We start from the raw sequence: 15,842 nt of genomic DNA on the forward strand, positions 1-15,842 counted from the left end.
ATGGCCGACCTTACGATCCCCGAACGCATTCCGATCAACCTCGTCGTCAATGGCGAAAGGCGCGCGCTCGAGGTCGTGCCATGGACCACGCTACTGGATGCGCTGCGCGACCGTCTGGAGCTGACCGGCACCAAGAAAGGCTGCGATCACGGCCAATGCGGTGCCTGTACCGTGCTGATAGACGGAAGACGGGTCAATTCCTGTCTGACCCTGGCCGTCATGAGGGATGGCGCCGAGATCACGACTATCGAAGGCTTGGCCAGGGACGGCGCGCTGCATCCCCTGCAACAGGCCTTCATCGACCACGATGCCTTTCAGTGCGGTTATTGCACGCCGGGACAGATTTGCTCTGCCGCGGGCCTGTTGGCCGAAGGCCGTGCGCGCGATGCGGATGAGATCCGGGAGTTGATGAGCGGAAACCTCTGTCGCTGCGGTGCCTACCCCAACATCGTGGCTGCGATCGAGCAGGCAATGAGCCGGTCATGAACAACTTCCAATATTCCCGCGCAAGCGATGTTGCCGACGCCATCCGCCTGCTCGCCGCCGATCCCGGTGCGAAGTTGATCGCCGGCGGCACCAACCTCATCGATCTGATGAAGGAGAACGTCGAACGCCCCTCCCGGCTGATCGACATCTCTCGCCTGCCGCTCCACGACGTCGAGGAGACAGCGGACGGCGGTCTGCGCATCGGCGCCTTGGTGCCGAACTCAGACCTCGCCTACCATCCGTTGATCGAGCAGCGCTATCCCCTGCTTGCCAGCGCCATCCTGGCCGGCGCCTCCGCGCAATTGCGCAATATGGCCTCGGTCGGCGGTAATCTGATGCAACGAACACGTTGCCCCTATTTCTATGACACCACGACACCCTGCAACAAGCGAAGCCCCGGCGCGGGCTGCTCGGCCCTCGATGGCCTCAACCGCAACCATGCCATCCTCGGCACCAGCACATCCTGCATTGCGACCAATCCGTCCGACATGAGCGTGGCGCTGGCCGCGCTCGGCGCGCTCGTGCATATCGCACGCCCCTCTGGTCAGCGCACCATCGCGCTGACGGATTTCCATCGGCTTCCCGAGGACAAGCCTCACCTCGATACCAATCTCGGCAGCGGCGAGATCATTATCGCCATCGAGCTGCCGCCGCACGGCTTTGCCCGGAACTACAGCTATCTGAAGATCCGCGACCGGCTGTCCTACGCCTTTGCTCTGGTCTCCGTCGCGGCCACGCTCGACCTGGAGGGCAACGCGATCGGCGAAGCGCGCCTTGCTCTCGGTGGCGTGGCCCACAAGCCCTGGCGAAGCCTCGAGGCCGAAGCCGCATTGCGCGGTCAGGCGGCAACACCGGATCATTTCGGGCGCGCCGCCGACCTGCTGCTGCAGGGAGCGACGGCACGCTCCCACAACGGGTTCAAGATCGACTTGGCGCGCCGAGCCGTCGTGCGGGCGCTGATCCAGGCCGCAAGCGCCACACCGCAATCACAAGCTCACAAGAAAATCGCATGAGGGCCCGATGAACGCCTATGTCGGAACACCAACGTCGCGCGTCGACGGCCGGGCCAAGGTCACCGGGGCCGCCAAATATGCTGGCGAGTTCGCAGCAGACGGTCTTCTTCACGGCTTCGTCGTCGAGGCCAGCATCACGCGTGGGCGCATCGTTCGTCTCGACACCAGCGAGGCGCTGAAGGTGAAGGGCGTGGTCGACGTGCTCACGCATGAACATCGACCGCCCCTCGCCGACAAGGACGAAGCCTGGAAGGATGAGGTGGCGCCGGAGAAGGGCTCGCCGTTCCGTCCGCTCTATGACGAGAGGATCAAGTTCAACGGCCAGCCGATCGCACTGGTCGTCGCGGAGGATTGGGAGACCGCCAAGTTCGCCGCAACCCGCGTTCGCGTCGAATATGAGCAGGAGGCGTTTGCGACCGATCTCGAATCCGAACGCGGCAAGGCCGAAAAAGTGGATCAACCGCACAAGCCGCGTGGTGATGCCGCAGCAGCCCTGGCGCGCGCGGCCGTGCGCCACGAGGCGGATTACGTCATCCCGACCGAGCACCACAACCCGATGGAGCTCTTCGCGACGACGGCCGTCTGGAACGGCAGTGGCGGGCTCACGGTCTACGACAAGACGCAGGGCGTCCAGAACGTCCAGAAGTTTCTCTGCAGTGTTTTCGGCAAGAAACCGGACGACATCCGCGTGATCTCGCCCTATGTCGGTGGCGCCTTCGGCTCGGGCCTGCGACCGCAGCACCAGGTGGTGCTGGCAACCCTTGCCGCGCTCGCACTGAAGCGCTCCGTCCGCGTCGTGCTGACGCGGCAGCAGATGTACGGCCTCGGCTATCGTCCCATGACCATCGAGCGCGTTGCGCTCGGTGCAAAAGCCGGACGGCACGCTCGATGCGATCACCCACGAAGCCGTTGCCGTGACCTCACGTTATGAGGATTTTTCGCGCAACGATACGGGCTGGGCCGAGCAGCTTTACAAGAGCCCCCACAGCAACTTTTCGCATAAGCTGGTCGACCTCGACGTCTCGACGCCCTGCGACATGCGCGCGCCGGGTGCGGCAACGGGCGTCTGCGCGCTCGAATGCGCCATGGACGAATTGGCCGTCGCGCTGCAGCTCGATCCGGTCGAGCTGCGCCTGAGGTGCTACTCGGATCGCGACCAGAGCGAAGGCCTGCCTTACACCAGCAAGCAGCTGCGCGAGTGCTACGCCCGCGGCGCCGAAGCGTTCGGCTGGAGCCGGCGCAACCCGACACCGCGCTCCATGCGCGACGGCAAGGAACTGGTCGGCTGGGGCATGGCGACTGGGGTGTGGGAAGCGCTGCAGATGCCCGTCGCCGTCCGCATCGTGCTGACGGCCAACGGCCATGCCGAGGTCTCCTGCGCCGCGTCCGATATCGGCACCGGCACGTACACCATCGTGGCGCAGGTCGCGGCCGATGCCCTCGGGCTGCCGATCGAGAACGTCAGCGTCAAGCTTGCGGATTCGAGCCTGCCGCAGGCACCTGTGGAAGGTGGCTCATGGATGGCCGCCTCGAGCGCGCACGCCGTGCTTGGAGCAGCCGAGGAGATTCGCCGCGAGCTCGCGCGATATGCCAAGGCGATGCCTGCCTCGCCACTCGCCGCCGTCGATGCGCCGGACATCGTTCTCCTCGACGGCACGGTTGCCAAGGCCGCCGACCGCAATCGCGCCGTCTCGATTGCGGATGTCATGCGCCACAGCAAGCTTGAACGGATCGAGAAGGAGAAGCTGAACGAGTTCGCCGAGGATAAGTCCCACGCGCGCAACACGCATTCTGCGGTCTTTGCCGAGGTCAAGGTGGATGAAGAGCTCGGCGTCATTCGCGTCACGCGGGTCGTGAGCGCGGTCGCAGCCGGGCGCATCCTGAACACCAAGACCGGCCGCAGCCAGATCATGGGCGGCGTGGTCTGGGGGATCGGGATGGCGCTGCACGAGGAGACGGTGATGGATCACCGCTTCGGCCGCATCATGAACGCGAACATCGCCGAATACCACATTCCCGTGAACGCCGACGTCCACGACATCAACGTGATTTTCGTCGACGAGCCCGACGACCGCATCAACCTGTTGGGCATCAAGGGTCTCGGCGAAATCGGCATCGTCGGCGTCCCGGCCGCAATTGCGAACGCCGTCTATCACGCCACCGGCAAGCGCATCCGGCGCTTCCCGATCACGCTGGATAAGCTACTGGAGTGAAGCGGCAGGCCAACCTTGCCACAGCACTCGGGCATGTCATCCAGATGTCATCGAATGTGCAGAGAGCTGTATCTTCCTGCACATTCGGGACCCGCCATGGATTATTTCAAGCGCTTCAACTTCCTGTTCGCCGCACCTGTGTTCGACGCCGACGACCTCGAGGGCGTCCGCTTCAACCAGATCATCGAGGAGATCCAGCGCTCCGGCTTCGAGGTGGTCCGGGCCCGCAAGCTGGAGGATGCCGAGATGGCGGTGCAGACCGACGCCGCGATCGGCTGCATGGTGGTGGACTGGGGCAAGAAAGGGCTGGAGGGCAAGACCTCGGCGCTGATCAACCTGATGCGCCGCCGTGGCCTCGACTTCCCGATCATTCTCCTGATCCGCCGCAAGCGGTTCGAGGATTTGCCGGTCGAGGTGCTCGATTTCATCGACGGCTATGTCTTCCTGTCCGAGGAGACGCCAACCTTCATCGCCAAGAACCTGATCAGCCGTCTGAAGCAATATGCGGAGACGCTGAAAACGCCATTCTTCGGCGCGCTGGTCGACTATGCCGAGGAAGGCAACCAGCTCTGGACCTGCCCGGGCCACAATGGCGGCGTGTTCTACAATCGCAGCCCGATCGGGCGCGTGTTCGTCGAGCATCTCGGCGAATCCGTGTTCCGCGACGACCTCGACAATTCCGTGCTCGACCTCGGCGACCTCCTCACCCATGAGGGCCCCGCGCTGAGGGCGCAGAAGGAGGCCGCGCAAATCTTCGGTGCGGAAAAGACCTATTTCGTGCTCAACGGCACCTCGACCTCGAACAAGGTCGCGCTGGGCGCCCTCGTCACCGACGGCGATCTCGTGCTGTTCGACCGCAACAACCACAAGGCCGCCCATCACGGCGCGCTGATGATCAATGGCGGCATCCCGGTCTATGTGCCGACCGTTCGCAACGCCTGGGGGCTGATCGGCCCGATGCGCTGGGACAGGCTCGACGAGAAGGCCCTGCGCGAGGGGATCCGCAATCATCCGCTTGTCACGGACAGGGACGCCTGGCGCAAGGAACGGCCATTCCGCGTCGCCGTCGTCGAACAATGCACTTATGACGGCACGATTCACAGCGCCGAGATGATCCTGAAGCGCGTTGGCCATCTCTGCGACTACATCCTGTTCGACGAAGCTTGGGCCGGCTTCATGAAATTCCACCCCCTTTATGCCGGCCGCTTCGCCATGGGGCTGGCAAATCTTCCGCCCGACGCCCCCGGCATCATCGCGACGCAGTCGACCCACAAGCAGCTGGCAAGCTTCTCGCAGGCCTCGCAGATCCACATCAAGGACCGACATATCCGCGGCCAGAAGCGCCGCGTCGAGCACCGCCGCTTCAACGAGAGCTTCATGCAGCACGCCTCGACCTCGCCGTTCTATCCGCTGTTCGCCTCGCTCGACGTCGGCGCACAGATGATGAAGGGCCGCTCCGGCGAAGTGCTGTGGGACGACACGATCCGGCTCGGCATCGAGCTGCGCAAGAAGATCCGCGCGATGCGCCGGGAGTTCGAGGAGAAGGAGCAAAATTCGGACCGCCGCTGGTTCTTCGAGCCGTTCGTTCCCGATCGCATCGCCATTGCCGACGTCAGCCGCCCCGGCGCGGCGCACAATGTCGCCTGGGAGACCCTTTCCACCGACGAACTCGCCACCAATCCCGCGCTGTGGCAGCTCTCCCCGGATACCAACTGGCACGGCTTTCCCGATCTCGCGGAAGGCTTTGCCATGACCGATCCGAACAAGCTAACGCTGCTCACGCCCGGGTTCGATCGTGCGACCGGCGCCTATGCCGAGCACGGCATTCCCGCGCCGGTCGTCGCGCAATATCTGCGCGAGAACCGCATCGTCCCCGAGAAGAACGACCTCAACTCCCTGCTCTTCCTGCTCACGCCCGGCGTCGAGGCGAGCAAGGCGGGCACGCTGATCTCCGGCCTCGTCGCATTCAAGAGGCTGCACGACGACAATGCGCTGCTGGCCGATGTCATCCCCGAATTCTATCAAAAGCGGCAGGCGCGCTACGCCGGTGCGCGGCTGCGCGACCTCTGCGGCGAGATGCACCGTTTCTTCCGCACCGCCGACGTCAGCGCGCTCCAGGCCAGGCAGTTCATGCCCGAGCACATGCCCGAGATCGCGATGTCGCCGCGCGATGCCGCGCGCTATCTGTTCAAGAACGACGTCGACTACCTCCCGATCGAGGCGATCGCCGGCCGCATCGCGACCACGCCATTCGTGGTCTACCCGCCCGGCATCGCCACCATCGTGCCCGGCGAGCGGCTGACGGAACGAGCCAAGCCCATGATTGATTATCTCAAGATGTTCGAGACCTGCTTCAACACATTTCCGGGCTTCGACGTCGAGATCCAGGGCGTCTACAAGGAGGTCGATGCGAATGGGCGCATCGGGCTCTACACTTATGTCGTGACCGAGTAGGTGCCGATGAACGAAGCAGCTGCGCGCGCGAGCGATGAACCCGTCCTGGTTCGGCCATCACGCGAAAGCGACGTCGAGGCGATGCTGTCGATCTACCGCCATCACGTCCGCAACGGCGTGCCGCGCGATGTCGAAGGAACCGGTGCGCCGGACCCGGACGATCTGCGCGACCGGCGCAAGAACCTGAAGCAGACCCGCCTGCCGCATCTGGTGGCGACTTGGCGCGGCGAGGTCGTCGGCTATGCCTATGCCGTGCTGTTCCGCAAAAGGCCCGCCTATCGATACACCGCCAAGCACTCGATCTACGTCCATCACGCCCATCTCGGCCGCGGGGTCGGACGGCTGTTACTGCAGGAATTGATCGATGCCTGCGCGGCGGCCGGCTTTCGCCAGATGATCGGCTATATCGATGCCGATAACGCGCCCTCGCTGAAGCTGCACGAGCGGTTCGGCTTCGCGCGCGCCGGCCTGCTCAGCGGCGTTGCCTTCCGCCACGGCCGCTGGTCCGACACCGTCATGGTGCAACGCTCGCTCGGCGCGGGGACGACGACGCCCCCGCCCGTCACGGCACCCGGGCGTTAAGCCCTAGGATGGGTAGTCGGCCGGTCTGACGTGGATGCGGTCGGCATGCAGTGACCAGTGATGCAACGCCTGGTCCTTGCAGAACCTCGCTTTCGCCCGTTCCCTGGCCTCGTCCTCGTCGGCGGCGTCGATCTCGAGCGTGCCCTGGCAGACCTCGCGTTGCCGGCCGTATTCGCCGAGCACGTCCTTCATGAACCTGACGACATAAGTTGACATGGGACCTCCCTGCCTGCCCGCCGGCACTCTAGTCCCATTTAGGCCGGACGGGGAAAGGAGATTTTGACGCGGATCAAGGCTTGTCCGGTCCCGGCGGAAGATTCGTTGCGGAACCTGCCGCGCGGGTTTATGGGCAAATGCCGGTCGCCAATAAGGAACTTGCCTTGCACTTTGTCTCCGATACCGAAGTCACGAAAGCTCTGACCTTTCCGATCCTGATTACGGCCCTCGAAGAAGCGCATCGCCGGCCGAAGATGGAGGTGCTGGACGCCTTCCTTGGAGACGAGAGGGGGCAATACGTCATCCGCAGCGCCGTCGATCCCGGCCGATACATGGCCAGCAAGATGTTCACCAGCTTTCCGGCCAATCTGGCCGAAGGCAGGATACCGGCGGTGCAGGCCGTGTGCGTGCTGTTCGACGGCACCAATGGGCGGCCGCTGGCGGCGATGGACGGGACCGAGATCACGCATTGGCGCACCGCAGCCGACTCCGCGTTGGCCACGAAGCTGCTCGCCCCGCCCAATCCCGAGACACTGCTCTGCGTCGGGGCCGGCGAGATGTCTGAATGGCTGATCCGGGGTCATCGAGCCGTGCGGCCGTCACTGGAGCGCGTGCTGATTTGGAATCGCAGTCCGGACCGGGGCGTGGATCTCGCTCAGCGCTTGGCGAAGGCCGGCATCAAGGCGGAAGCAATCACGGATCTCGACGCCGCGACGCGCGAGGCCGACGTCATTACCACCTGCACCCGCGCGCATCAGCCGCTGATCAAGGGCCGCAATCTGCGGCCGGGCACGCATCTGGACCTCGTCGGCGGCTACACACCGCAAACCCGGGAGGCTGATGACGAGGCGGCCAAGCGCTCCCGCGTCTTCGTGGACCGGCGGGAATCCGCCTTCCACGGCGTCGGCGACATCCTGCAGCCGATCGCGAGCGGCGCGATCAGCGAGGCGGACGTCCTCGGCGACCTCTACGACCTCGTCGGCGGCCTTGTGCAGGGGCGAACGTCACCGTCCGACATCACGTTCTTCAAGAACGCGGGCGGCGGCCATCTCGACCTCATGACCTGCGAGGCCGTGTTCCAGCAGCTCGGCGCAAAGCTGGGGTAGTGGCCCAGGCTGGCGAGACACGGCCGACCGTCAGCCCTCACGCCTTGATGTCGAGGAGCGTGTCTTGCGTCTCGGCGTAGGCCTGAATGACCTTCGCATTGGCAACGAAGCTGTACCTTGCGGTCACCAGCTGAGCGAATTCGCTAGCAAGATCGACATTCGGCGCTGCGACCAGGCCGTCCTGGTTTGCGAAGGGAGCGCTTGGGTCGAAACGCGCGGTATAGCTCGGCGACACCGTCGATACGGTCGCGACCGTACCGCCTGGTGTCGAACCGCTCGACTGGGAGACCTGATCGACTCGCAAGGGCACGTAAGCTGCAGGAAACGTTGGAGCAATGCCCGCACCGGCCGATGCGCTCGACCCGCCTGACGCGGGTAGTGGGCCGGTCGTGCTGATGTTGGCGATATTACTCGCGGCCACGTTCACGCGCAAACTCGCCGCAGAAAGTCCGGATGTCGCAATCGAAGGTATGCTCATGCTCCCTGATCTACAGGAGAGGTCATACGCGTTCATTCACGCCATCAGTAAAATCCACCGCTCTCTGTTTTCATCCTGATAACCAAGGATCGGCGCGCAACTGGGCTTCGCGCGTCCTACCCCGGCGTCACGCCAAAAGCCTGCTTGAAGCGCTCGGCATAGCGCGGCCAGGCTTCGGGATTGATGATGCGCGGCGGGCGCTTGCCGTCGAGCACATCCAGCACCTGCTCGGCGGCGATCCGGCCCATGTTCTGACGCGCCTCGATGGTGACGCCTGCCGTGTGCGGGCTCGCCAGCACGTTGTCGAACTGGAGCAGCGGATGCTCCGGCGGCGGCGGCTCCTTGGACCAGACGTCGAGGCCGGCACCGGCGATGCGCTTGTCGCGCAGCGCCTGCAGCAGCGCGTCCTCGTCGTGGATGAAGCCGCGTGCGGTGGTGATAAAATAGGCATGCGGCTGCATCAGCGCGAATTCGCGTGTGCTGATCAAGTTGCGGCTGCCCTTGTTGAGCGGGCATGAGATCGAGACGAAATCGGCGCGGCGCAACAGCTCGTCCAGCTCGACCTTCTCCCCGCCCCGCTCGGCCATCACCTCGGCCGACAAATACGGATCGTAGGCAAGCACTGTCATGCCGAGCAGGCCCTTGCACAAGGCGGCGATGCGCCGGCCGACATTGCCGAGGCCGATGATGCCGACGGTCTTGCCCTCGACCTCGTTGCCAACGAGATCGTTGCGGTTCACGTCGCGCTCGCGGCGCAGCCGGCGATCCGACTGGATGATGCGCTTGGACAGCGTCAGCATCATCGCCAGCGCGTGCTCGGCGACCGAATGGGCGTTGCCGCCGGACTGGTTGACGACTACGACGCCTGCCTCCGTGCAGGCCTCGACGTCGACGGGATCGAAGCCGGCACCGTTGCTGGAGACCAGCAGCAAATTCGGCGTCCGCTTCAGGAAGGCGGCATCGACATGGAAATGCGGGGCGAGCTCGTCGCGGGCGGCGCCGACCTGGTAGACGTGGGCCGCGCCGAGGAGCGGGCCATAGACATCCTCGGGGCTTCGGTTTTCGATGCGATCGACCCGCACGTCGGGCCGCGCCTTCAGGATGTCGATATAGATCGGATTGGCCAAATAATTGGAGTAGACGACGCGCTTGTTGTTGACGGACATCAGGACCTTCCGGCTCGCTCGCGGGAGAGCCGCAAGGTCAGCGCGACGCGCGCCCTCCTATGCCCCTCCCGTGTTCTGGTTGTCGCCGCTTATGCCATGGCGGTGCCGGCCACGGCAGGCCTGCTGGCGCAGATCATGGTGCCGGCACGGACATGTTGACAATCCCGCTGCCCGCGTCAAGTTCGGCAGACCGCCGCGACGGCCAGAACCAAGAAGCATGCGCGGCCCGAGGGAGAGCGCGATGGCGATTGCGGAACAGCAGCCGCAGGGGAGCCGCGACGGAAGCTGGCACGGCATCGTCCTGCAAACCTTGAAGCGGAACGAGATCAGCCTGATCCCTTACGTGCCGGACCGCGTGCTGACGCCGCTGATCAAGAACCTGCACGCCGATCCCTTCTTCACCACTTTCGCGACCGCCCGCGAGGAAGAGGCCGTCGGCATCGTCGCCGGCGCCTGGATGGGCGGCCGGCGCGGCGCGGTGCTGATGCAGACCTCCGGCTTTGCGACGCTCGCAAACGTGCTGGCCTCGCTCGCAGTGCCCTACCAGATTCCGCTCATCATGTTCGTGTCCGAGCGCGGCACGCTCGGCGAATTCAACTACGGCCAGTCCCTGGTTTGCCGCACCATGCGACCGGTGCTGGATTCGCTGGCGCTGGAGCATCACACCATCACCCGGCTCGACGAGCTCGAATTCATCACCGACCGCTCGATCAAGCAGGCCGTCACCACGCAGGCGCCCGTCGCCTTGATCCTCAACCCGCTGCTTACGGGCGGCAAGGTCTTCGACAAGTGAGGCCGGCCAAATGAATCAAGAATTGAACGCTGGCAATACCAAGGTGATGAACCGCTTCGACGTCACCTCGCGGTTGATCGCGAAGCTGAAGCACGAGGAAGCCGTGATCGGCGGCATCGGCAACACCAACTTCGATCTGTGGGCCGCCGGCCACCGCCCGCAGAACTTCTACATGCTGGGCAGCATGGGCCTCGCCTTCCCGATCGCGCTCGGCGTGGCGCTGGCGCAGCCCGACCGCCGCGTCTTCGCGCTCGAAGGCGACGGCTCGCTCCTGATGCAGCTCGGTGCGCTCTCGACGATTGCAGCCTTGAAGCCGAAGAACCTCACGATGATCGTGATGGACAACGGCATCTACCAAATCACCGGCGCGCAGCCGACGCCGGCAGCTGGTGTCGCCGACATCGTCGCCATCGCCATCGGCTCTGGTCTCGCGAGCAGTGCGTGGGCCGCCGACGAGGAGGATTTCGAGCGGCTGGTCGACGACGCCATGGCTGCTTCCGAACCGAGCCTGATCGCGGTCAGGATCGACGACAAGCCCGGCGTGGGCACCACCCGGCGCGACCCCGTGCAGATCCGGGAACGCTTCATGCATGGCCTCGGCGTGCGCGATCCCCTTTAACATTTTGTCATTAACTACACGGCGATCTGATGCGAGCCTCGCGACAACCCGACCAAATTCGTGCTAAGCGACCCGGATGTTCATTCGTACCTTTGCCTGGCTGCTCGCCGCTGCCGTTACGTTCGCCACGCTCGGTCCTCCCGGCCTTCGCCCCCATTCCGACCTCGGTCAGGACGGCGAACATGCGCTTGCCTTCGTCATGGTGGGATTGGCCTTCGGTCTCGCCTATCCACGCCGGCGCCTACTGAGCGCAGCGGCCGCGGTCGTCCTGATCGGCGTTCTCGAGCTGATGCAATTTTGGGCACCCGGCCGTCACGCGCGGCTGGTGGATTTTCTGGTCGATGCTGCCACCGCGTGCCTCGGCTTTGCACTCGCCGCCGCGGCAGACCGGCTACTCTCGCGCTTTCGCACCAGCTCCGCCATGACAAGCGAAGGCCCCGCGGAGTGATGCTCCGCAGGGCCCTGCTCAGCACAAAGAATTGCGTCGATCAGTCGATGATCTTGATGACGCGGCGTGTGCGCGGCTCCACGATCACACGGCGATCGTTCACGACCGCATAGCGATATTCGGTGTAGTTCGGCACGGGCCGCAGCACCACGGTCGGAGGCAGCGGCTCGCCCACCACGACGCGCTCCTGGACCACGACGGAGTCGCTGCGAGGAATTCCGCCGAGGACCGCATTCGGAATTTCGAGACCGGCGCCGACGGCTGCACCCACCGTGCCGCCAACCATTGCACCGATCGGGCCGCCGATGTCGCCACCTGCACGCGCGCCGTCCCTGGCGCCCTGTTCGGTCGTCGACTGAGCAAAGGCTGCGCTCGACGCCAGCAGCGACGCTGCAGCCAACGTAATCGCAAGACGGGTTTTCATGTCCTGATGTCTCCAGTGATTGTCCTGCGCCTTCAACCCGCGGAGCCGGAGCATTGTTCCGGTTCCCCTGCGACGAAAGATGCATCACTGGACAGTGTTACCGCGTAACAGTTCAGGCCCTGGCGATCTCATGCCCCGCCATCAGTTCCAACGCCCGCACCATGGCGGAGTGATCCCAGGCCTTGCCGCCATGTGCGGTGCAGGACGAGAACAATTGCTGCGCCACGGCCGTGCTGGGCAGCGACAGGCCAAGTGCACGCGCGCCTTCGAGCGCGAGGTTGAGATCCTTCTGGTGCAGCTCGATGCGGAAGCCAGGATCGAAATTGCGCTTCACCATGCGCTCGCCATGCACCTCCAGAATGCGCGAGGAGGCGAAGCCGCCCATCAGCGCCTTGCGCACCAGCGCGGGATTCGCACCCGCCTTGGATGCGAACAACAGGGCCTCGCTCACGGCTTCGATGGTGAGTGCGACGATGATCTGATTGGCAACCTTTGTCGTCTGCCCGTCGCCGTTGCCGCCGACATGGGTGACGTTCTTGCCCATCTTGTCGAAGATCGGCTTCATGGTGCCAAAAGCCCGCTCCGGCCCGCCGACCATGATGGTGAGGCTCGCCGCCTTTGCGCCGACCTCCCCGCCCGACACCGGCGCATCGAGATAATCAGCGCCGAGCGCCTCGATCTTCTTCGCAAACTCCTTCGTCGCCAGCGGCGAGATCGAGCTCATGTCGACGACGATCTTGCCCTTGGAGATGCCGCTGGCGACACCCTCCTTGCCGAACAGCACGGCCTCCACATGCGGCGTATCCGGCACCATGATGATGACCGCGTCCGCCTGCTCCGCGACCTCCCTGGCCGATGTGCAGGCGATGCCGCCCGCGGACATCAGCTCCGGCGCGATCGGAGCAACGTCATGCAGGAGAACGCGATGACCCGCGGCCAGGAGATGGCCGGCCATCGGCCGTCCCATGGTGCCGAGTCCGATGAAGCCGATGTTGGTCATTGTCGTCGTTTCCTCTGCAAGACATGTTGGTAAGTCTATCCACGTGCTCGGTGCACCTCTCCCGCTTGCGGGAGAGGTCGGCACGTCCGGGCGATGCGAAGCATCGTCCCGCGTGCCGGGTGAGGGTTCTCTCCACGTTGGGATTTGTTCCGCAAGGATCCCATCGCGGAGACACCCTCTCCCCAACCCTCTCCCGCAAGCGGGAGAGGGAGCGCACCGTCAGCGCGGCCGCATCTGGCCCTAGATCTCAGGTCTCAAACGTCTGCGCCGCGTGCCACGACAAGCCTTCCAGCGTCGTGGTGCGCGGCTTGTATTCGCAGCCGATCCAGCCGCGATAGCCGATCGCGTCGAGATGGCGGAACAGGAAGGGATAGTTGATCTCGCCGGTGCCGGGCTCATGGCGGCCGGGATTGTCGGCAAGCTGGATGTGGGCGATCTGAGGCAGATATTCCTGCATGGTGCGGGCGAGATCGCCCTCCATGATCTGCATGTGGTAGATGTCGTATTGGATGAAGAGGTTGTTCGACCTCACCTCGGAGATCAGCTGCACCGCCTGCTCGGTGCCGTTGAGGAAGAAACCGGGAATATCGAGCGTGTTGATGGGCTCGACTAATAGCTTGATGTTCTCTCGTGCCAGCGTCGAAGCTGCAAAACGCAGATTCCCGACCAGCGTCTCCCGAAGCTCGTGCGGATCGGCGTCGACAGGGGCGATGCCGACGAGGCAGTTGATCTGCTCGCAATCGAGCGCCCTGGCATAATCGATCGCGCGGAACACGCCGTCGCGGAATTCGGCGATGCGGTCGGGCATGATCGCAATGCCGCGCTCGCCCCCCGCCCAGTTGCCGGCGGGGAGATTGTGCAGCACCTGCGTCAGGCCATGCGCCTCGAGCTGCTCGCGCAGCTGCGCCTTGTCGAAATCATAGGGGAAGAGATATTCGACCCCGGTAAAGCCTGCCGCCTTCGCCGCCGCAAAGCGGTCGAGGAACGGCATCTCGTTGAAGAGCATGGTGAGGTTGGCGGCAAATTTCGGCATGTGCTTCTTCCCCTATTCCGCCGGCTGCAGCACGCGCGTGGTCTCGACTTCGTCGAGCGGAAGGTCCAGCACCTCCTCGAACTCGACGATGTTGTCGATCTCCGTGCCCATCGCGATGTTGGTGACCCGTTCGAGGATGAACTCGACCACCACAGGCACGCGGTGCTTGGCCATCAATTCGCGGGCGGTCGCAAACGCTGCCTGCGTGTCCTTCGGGTCGGTGACGCGGATGGCCTTGCAGCCGAGGCCTTCAGCGACCGCGACGTGGTCGACGCCGTAGACGCCGATCTCGGGCGCGTTGATGTTCTCGAAGGAAAGCTGGACGTGATAGTCCATGTCGAAACCGCGCTGGGCCTGGCGGATCAGGCCGAGATAGGAATTGTTCACGACGACGTGGATGTAGGGCAGGTTGAACTGCGCGCCGACCGCGAGCTCCTCGATCAGGAACTGGAAGTCGTAGTCGCCGGAGAGCGCGACGATCTCACGTTCCGGGCACGCCGCGCGCACGCCGAGCGCGGCCGGCAGCGTCCAGCCGAGCGGCCCCGCCTGCCCGGCATTGATCCAGTTGCGGGGCTTGTAGACGCCGAGGAACTGCGCGCCGGCGATCTGCGACAGGCCGATCACGGTGACATAGGTGGTGTCGCGGCCGAACGCCTTGTTCATTTCCTCGTAGACGCGTTGCGGCTTGATCGGGACGTTGTCGAAATGGCTCTTGCGCAGCATCGTCTTCTTGCGGTCGCGGCAGGCCGCAGGCCACGCCTGGCGCTCGCGGAGCCTGCCTGACCGCCGCCACTCCCTGGCGACGGCGACGAACAGTTCGAGCGCGGCCTTCGCGTCCGAGACGATGCCGAGATCGGGATTGAACACGCGCCCGATCTGGGTCGGCTCGATGTCGACGTGAACGAATTTGCGGCCCTTGGTGTAAGTCTCGACCGATCCCGTATGGCGGTTGGCCCAACGATTGCCGATGCCGAGCACGAAGTCGGATTCCAGCAGCGTGGCATTACCATAGCGGTGGCTGGTCTGGAGACCCACCATGCCGGCCATCAGCACGTGATCATCGGGAATCGCGCCCCATCCCATCAGCGTCGGCACGACGGGTACGTTGGCGATTTCGGCGAATTCGACCAGCAGGTCCGAGGCGTCGGCGTTGATGATGCCGCCGCCCGCGACGATCAGCGGCCGCTCGGCGGCGTTGAGCATCTCCAGCGCCTTCTCGACCTGCTTGCGCGTCGCGGCGGGCTTGTAGACCGGCAGCGGCTCGTAAGTCTCGTCATCGAACTCGATTTCGGCGAGCTGCACGTCGAGGGGCATGTCGATCAGCACTGGCCCCGGCCTGCCTGAGCGCATCACATGAAAGGCCTGGCTGAACACCCGCGGCACCAGCGCCGGCTCACGCACGGTCACCGCCCACTTCGTGACGGGCTTTGCGATCGACTCGATGTCGACGGCCTGGAAATCCTCCTTGTAGAGCCGCGCGCGCGGCGCCTGCCCGGTGATGCAGAGGATCGGGATGGAATCGGCGATCGCGGAGTAAAGACCGGTGATCATGTCGGTGCCAGCCGGCCCGGAGGTGCCGATACAGACCCCGATATTGCCGGCCCTGGCGCGCGTATAGCCCTCGGCCATGTGCGAAGCGCCCTCGACATGGCGCGCCAGGATGTGGCGGATCGAGCCGCGCTTCTTCAGCGCCGAGTAAAGCGGATTGATCGCAGCGCCGGGAACACCGAAGGCCGTCGAGATACCTTCCTTCTCCAGGATACGCACGGCCGCATCGACAGCTCGCATCTTCGCCATATCAGACCTCGCTC

The 15,842-nt window shown here is 64.6% G+C and carries 15 protein-coding genes and 1 pseudogene; 9 read left to right on the top strand and 7 right to left on the bottom strand.

The window, feature by feature from the left end; all coding sequences use genetic code 11:
• The 5 genes and pseudogenes from ABIA45_RS13995 (at position 1) to ABIA45_RS14015 (ending at position 6,748) form a co-directional block, all read left to right on the top strand.
• A complete protein-coding gene (locus ABIA45_RS13995; protein WP_157282531.1) occupies positions 1-486 on the top strand; it encodes a (2Fe-2S)-binding protein in 486 nt (161 codons plus the stop codon).
• Positions 483-1,499 carry a xanthine dehydrogenase family protein subunit M gene (locus ABIA45_RS14000; RefSeq protein WP_271545144.1) on the top strand — a complete coding sequence of 339 codons (1,017 nt, stop codon included), beginning with the start codon at positions 483-485 and terminating at the stop codon, positions 1,497-1,499. Before ABIA45_RS13995 ends, ABIA45_RS14000 begins: the two co-directional genes overlap by 4 nt.
• 7 nt (positions 1,500-1,506) lie before the next feature.
• Positions 1,507-3,712 (top strand): annotated as a pseudogene (locus ABIA45_RS14005) (xanthine dehydrogenase family protein molybdopterin-binding subunit).
• A gap of 96 nt (positions 3,713-3,808) precedes the next feature.
• Positions 3,809-6,166, top strand: coding sequence for an Orn/Lys/Arg decarboxylase N-terminal domain-containing protein (locus ABIA45_RS14010; protein ID WP_271545146.1), 2,358 nt, complete (start codon positions 3,809-3,811; stop codon positions 6,164-6,166).
• A gap of 6 nt (positions 6,167-6,172) precedes the next feature.
• Positions 6,173-6,748, top strand: a complete 576-nt coding sequence (locus ABIA45_RS14015; RefSeq protein ID WP_271545147.1) for a GNAT family N-acetyltransferase — start codon at positions 6,173-6,175, stop codon at positions 6,746-6,748.
• A 3-nt stretch (positions 6,749-6,751) separates the two neighbouring features.
• On the opposite strand, the gene ABIA45_RS14020 is transcribed toward ABIA45_RS14015, so the two are convergent.
• Positions 6,752-6,964: a hypothetical protein gene (locus ABIA45_RS14020; RefSeq protein WP_198399673.1), complete on the bottom strand. Its 213-nt coding sequence runs from the start codon at positions 6,962-6,964 to the stop codon at positions 6,752-6,754.
• A 164-nt stretch (positions 6,965-7,128) separates the two neighbouring features.
• Here ABIA45_RS14020 and ABIA45_RS14025 point away from each other — a divergent pair, with 164 nt between their 5' ends.
• Positions 7,129-8,070 carry an ornithine cyclodeaminase family protein gene (locus ABIA45_RS14025; protein WP_404652460.1) on the top strand — a complete coding sequence of 314 codons (942 nt, stop codon included), beginning with the start codon at positions 7,129-7,131 and terminating at the stop codon, positions 8,068-8,070.
• Between the two features lie 37 nt (positions 8,071-8,107).
• Here ABIA45_RS14025 and ABIA45_RS14030 read toward each other — a convergent pair whose 3' ends face one another.
• Positions 8,108-8,548, bottom strand: a complete 441-nt coding sequence (locus ABIA45_RS14030; RefSeq protein ID WP_404542266.1) for a flagellar basal body rod protein FlgC — start codon at positions 8,546-8,548, stop codon at positions 8,108-8,110.
• 116 nt (positions 8,549-8,664) lie between these two features.
• The gene (locus tag ABIA45_RS14035; protein WP_275509144.1) at positions 8,665-9,714 is read right to left on the bottom strand and encodes a hydroxyacid dehydrogenase; all 1,050 of its coding nucleotides are present in this window, start codon (positions 9,712-9,714) and stop codon (positions 8,665-8,667) included.
• A gap of 241 nt (positions 9,715-9,955) precedes the next feature.
• Here ABIA45_RS14035 and ABIA45_RS14040 point away from each other — a divergent pair, with 241 nt between their 5' ends.
• The 3 genes from ABIA45_RS14040 (at position 9,956) to ABIA45_RS14050 (ending at position 11,574) form a co-directional block, all read left to right on the top strand.
• Complete coding sequence (locus ABIA45_RS14040; RefSeq protein ID WP_404652462.1) at positions 9,956-10,507, top strand: thiamine pyrophosphate-binding protein; 552 nt, start codon at positions 9,956-9,958, stop codon at positions 10,505-10,507.
• A gap of 10 nt (positions 10,508-10,517) precedes the next feature.
• Positions 10,518-11,126, top strand: a complete 609-nt coding sequence (locus ABIA45_RS14045; RefSeq protein ID WP_404652463.1) for a thiamine pyrophosphate-dependent enzyme — start codon at positions 10,518-10,520, stop codon at positions 11,124-11,126.
• A gap of 76 nt (positions 11,127-11,202) precedes the next feature.
• Positions 11,203-11,574: an antibiotic resistance protein VanZ gene (locus ABIA45_RS14050; RefSeq protein WP_036005619.1), complete on the top strand. Its 372-nt coding sequence runs from the start codon at positions 11,203-11,205 to the stop codon at positions 11,572-11,574.
• A 40-nt stretch (positions 11,575-11,614) separates the two neighbouring features.
• On the opposite strand, the gene ABIA45_RS14055 is transcribed toward ABIA45_RS14050, so the two are convergent.
• The 4 genes from ABIA45_RS14055 to gcl all read right to left on the bottom strand — a co-directional run bounded on the left by ABIA45_RS14055 (position 11,615) and on the right by gcl (position 15,828).
• Complete coding sequence (locus tag ABIA45_RS14055; RefSeq protein WP_198399671.1) at positions 11,615-11,998, bottom strand: DUF1236 domain-containing protein; 384 nt, start codon at positions 11,996-11,998, stop codon at positions 11,615-11,617.
• Between the two features lie 112 nt (positions 11,999-12,110).
• Positions 12,111-12,998, bottom strand: coding sequence for a 2-hydroxy-3-oxopropionate reductase (locus ABIA45_RS14060; protein ID WP_157282519.1), 888 nt, complete (start codon positions 12,996-12,998; stop codon positions 12,111-12,113).
• Positions 12,999-13,245: 247 nt separating this feature from the next.
• Positions 13,246-14,031 carry a hydroxypyruvate isomerase gene (hyi, locus tag ABIA45_RS14065; RefSeq protein ID WP_404652465.1) on the bottom strand — a complete coding sequence of 262 codons (786 nt, stop codon included), beginning with the start codon at positions 14,029-14,031 and terminating at the stop codon, positions 13,246-13,248.
• 12 nt (positions 14,032-14,043) lie between these two features.
• Complete coding sequence (gcl, locus tag ABIA45_RS14070; RefSeq protein WP_275500919.1) at positions 14,044-15,828, bottom strand: glyoxylate carboligase; 1,785 nt, start codon at positions 15,826-15,828, stop codon at positions 14,044-14,046.
• Positions 15,829-15,842 lie beyond the last annotated feature (14 nt).

The sequence above is a fragment of the Bradyrhizobium sp. USDA 336 genome (assembly GCF_044908355.1).
Taxonomy (GTDB): domain Bacteria; phylum Pseudomonadota; class Alphaproteobacteria; order Rhizobiales; family Xanthobacteraceae; genus Bradyrhizobium; species Bradyrhizobium yuanmingense.

Coding starts and splice junctions, on each gene's coding strand:
- ABIA45_RS14030 (WP_404542266.1), bottom strand. CDS start 8,548: ATGAGCATACCTTCGATTGCGACATCCGGACTTTCTGCGGCGAGTTTG.
- ABIA45_RS14000 (WP_271545144.1), top strand. CDS start 483: ATGAACAACTTCCAATATTCCCGCGCAAGCGATGTTGCCGACGCCATC.
- ABIA45_RS14010 (WP_271545146.1), top strand. CDS start 3,809: ATGGATTATTTCAAGCGCTTCAACTTCCTGTTCGCCGCACCTGTGTTC.
- gcl (WP_275500919.1), bottom strand. CDS start 15,828: ATGGCGAAGATGCGAGCTGTCGATGCGGCCGTGCGTATCCTGGAGAAG.
- ABIA45_RS14045 (WP_404652463.1), top strand. CDS start 10,518: ATGAATCAAGAATTGAACGCTGGCAATACCAAGGTGATGAACCGCTTC.
- ABIA45_RS14050 (WP_036005619.1), top strand. CDS start 11,203: ATGTTCATTCGTACCTTTGCCTGGCTGCTCGCCGCTGCCGTTACGTTC.
- hyi (WP_404652465.1), bottom strand. CDS start 14,031: ATGCCGAAATTTGCCGCCAACCTCACCATGCTCTTCAACGAGATGCCG.
- ABIA45_RS14015 (WP_271545147.1), top strand. CDS start 6,173: ATGAACGAAGCAGCTGCGCGCGCGAGCGATGAACCCGTCCTGGTTCGG.
- ABIA45_RS14035 (WP_275509144.1), bottom strand. CDS start 9,714: ATGTCCGTCAACAACAAGCGCGTCGTCTACTCCAATTATTTGGCCAAT.
- ABIA45_RS14040 (WP_404652462.1), top strand. CDS start 9,956: ATGGCGATTGCGGAACAGCAGCCGCAGGGGAGCCGCGACGGAAGCTGG.
- ABIA45_RS14055 (WP_198399671.1), bottom strand. CDS start 11,998: ATGAAAACCCGTCTTGCGATTACGTTGGCTGCAGCGTCGCTGCTGGCG.
- ABIA45_RS14060 (WP_157282519.1), bottom strand. CDS start 12,998: ATGACCAACATCGGCTTCATCGGACTCGGCACCATGGGACGGCCGATG.
- ABIA45_RS13995 (WP_157282531.1), top strand. CDS start 1: ATGGCCGACCTTACGATCCCCGAACGCATTCCGATCAACCTCGTCGTC.
- ABIA45_RS14020 (WP_198399673.1), bottom strand. CDS start 6,964: ATGTCAACTTATGTCGTCAGGTTCATGAAGGACGTGCTCGGCGAATAC.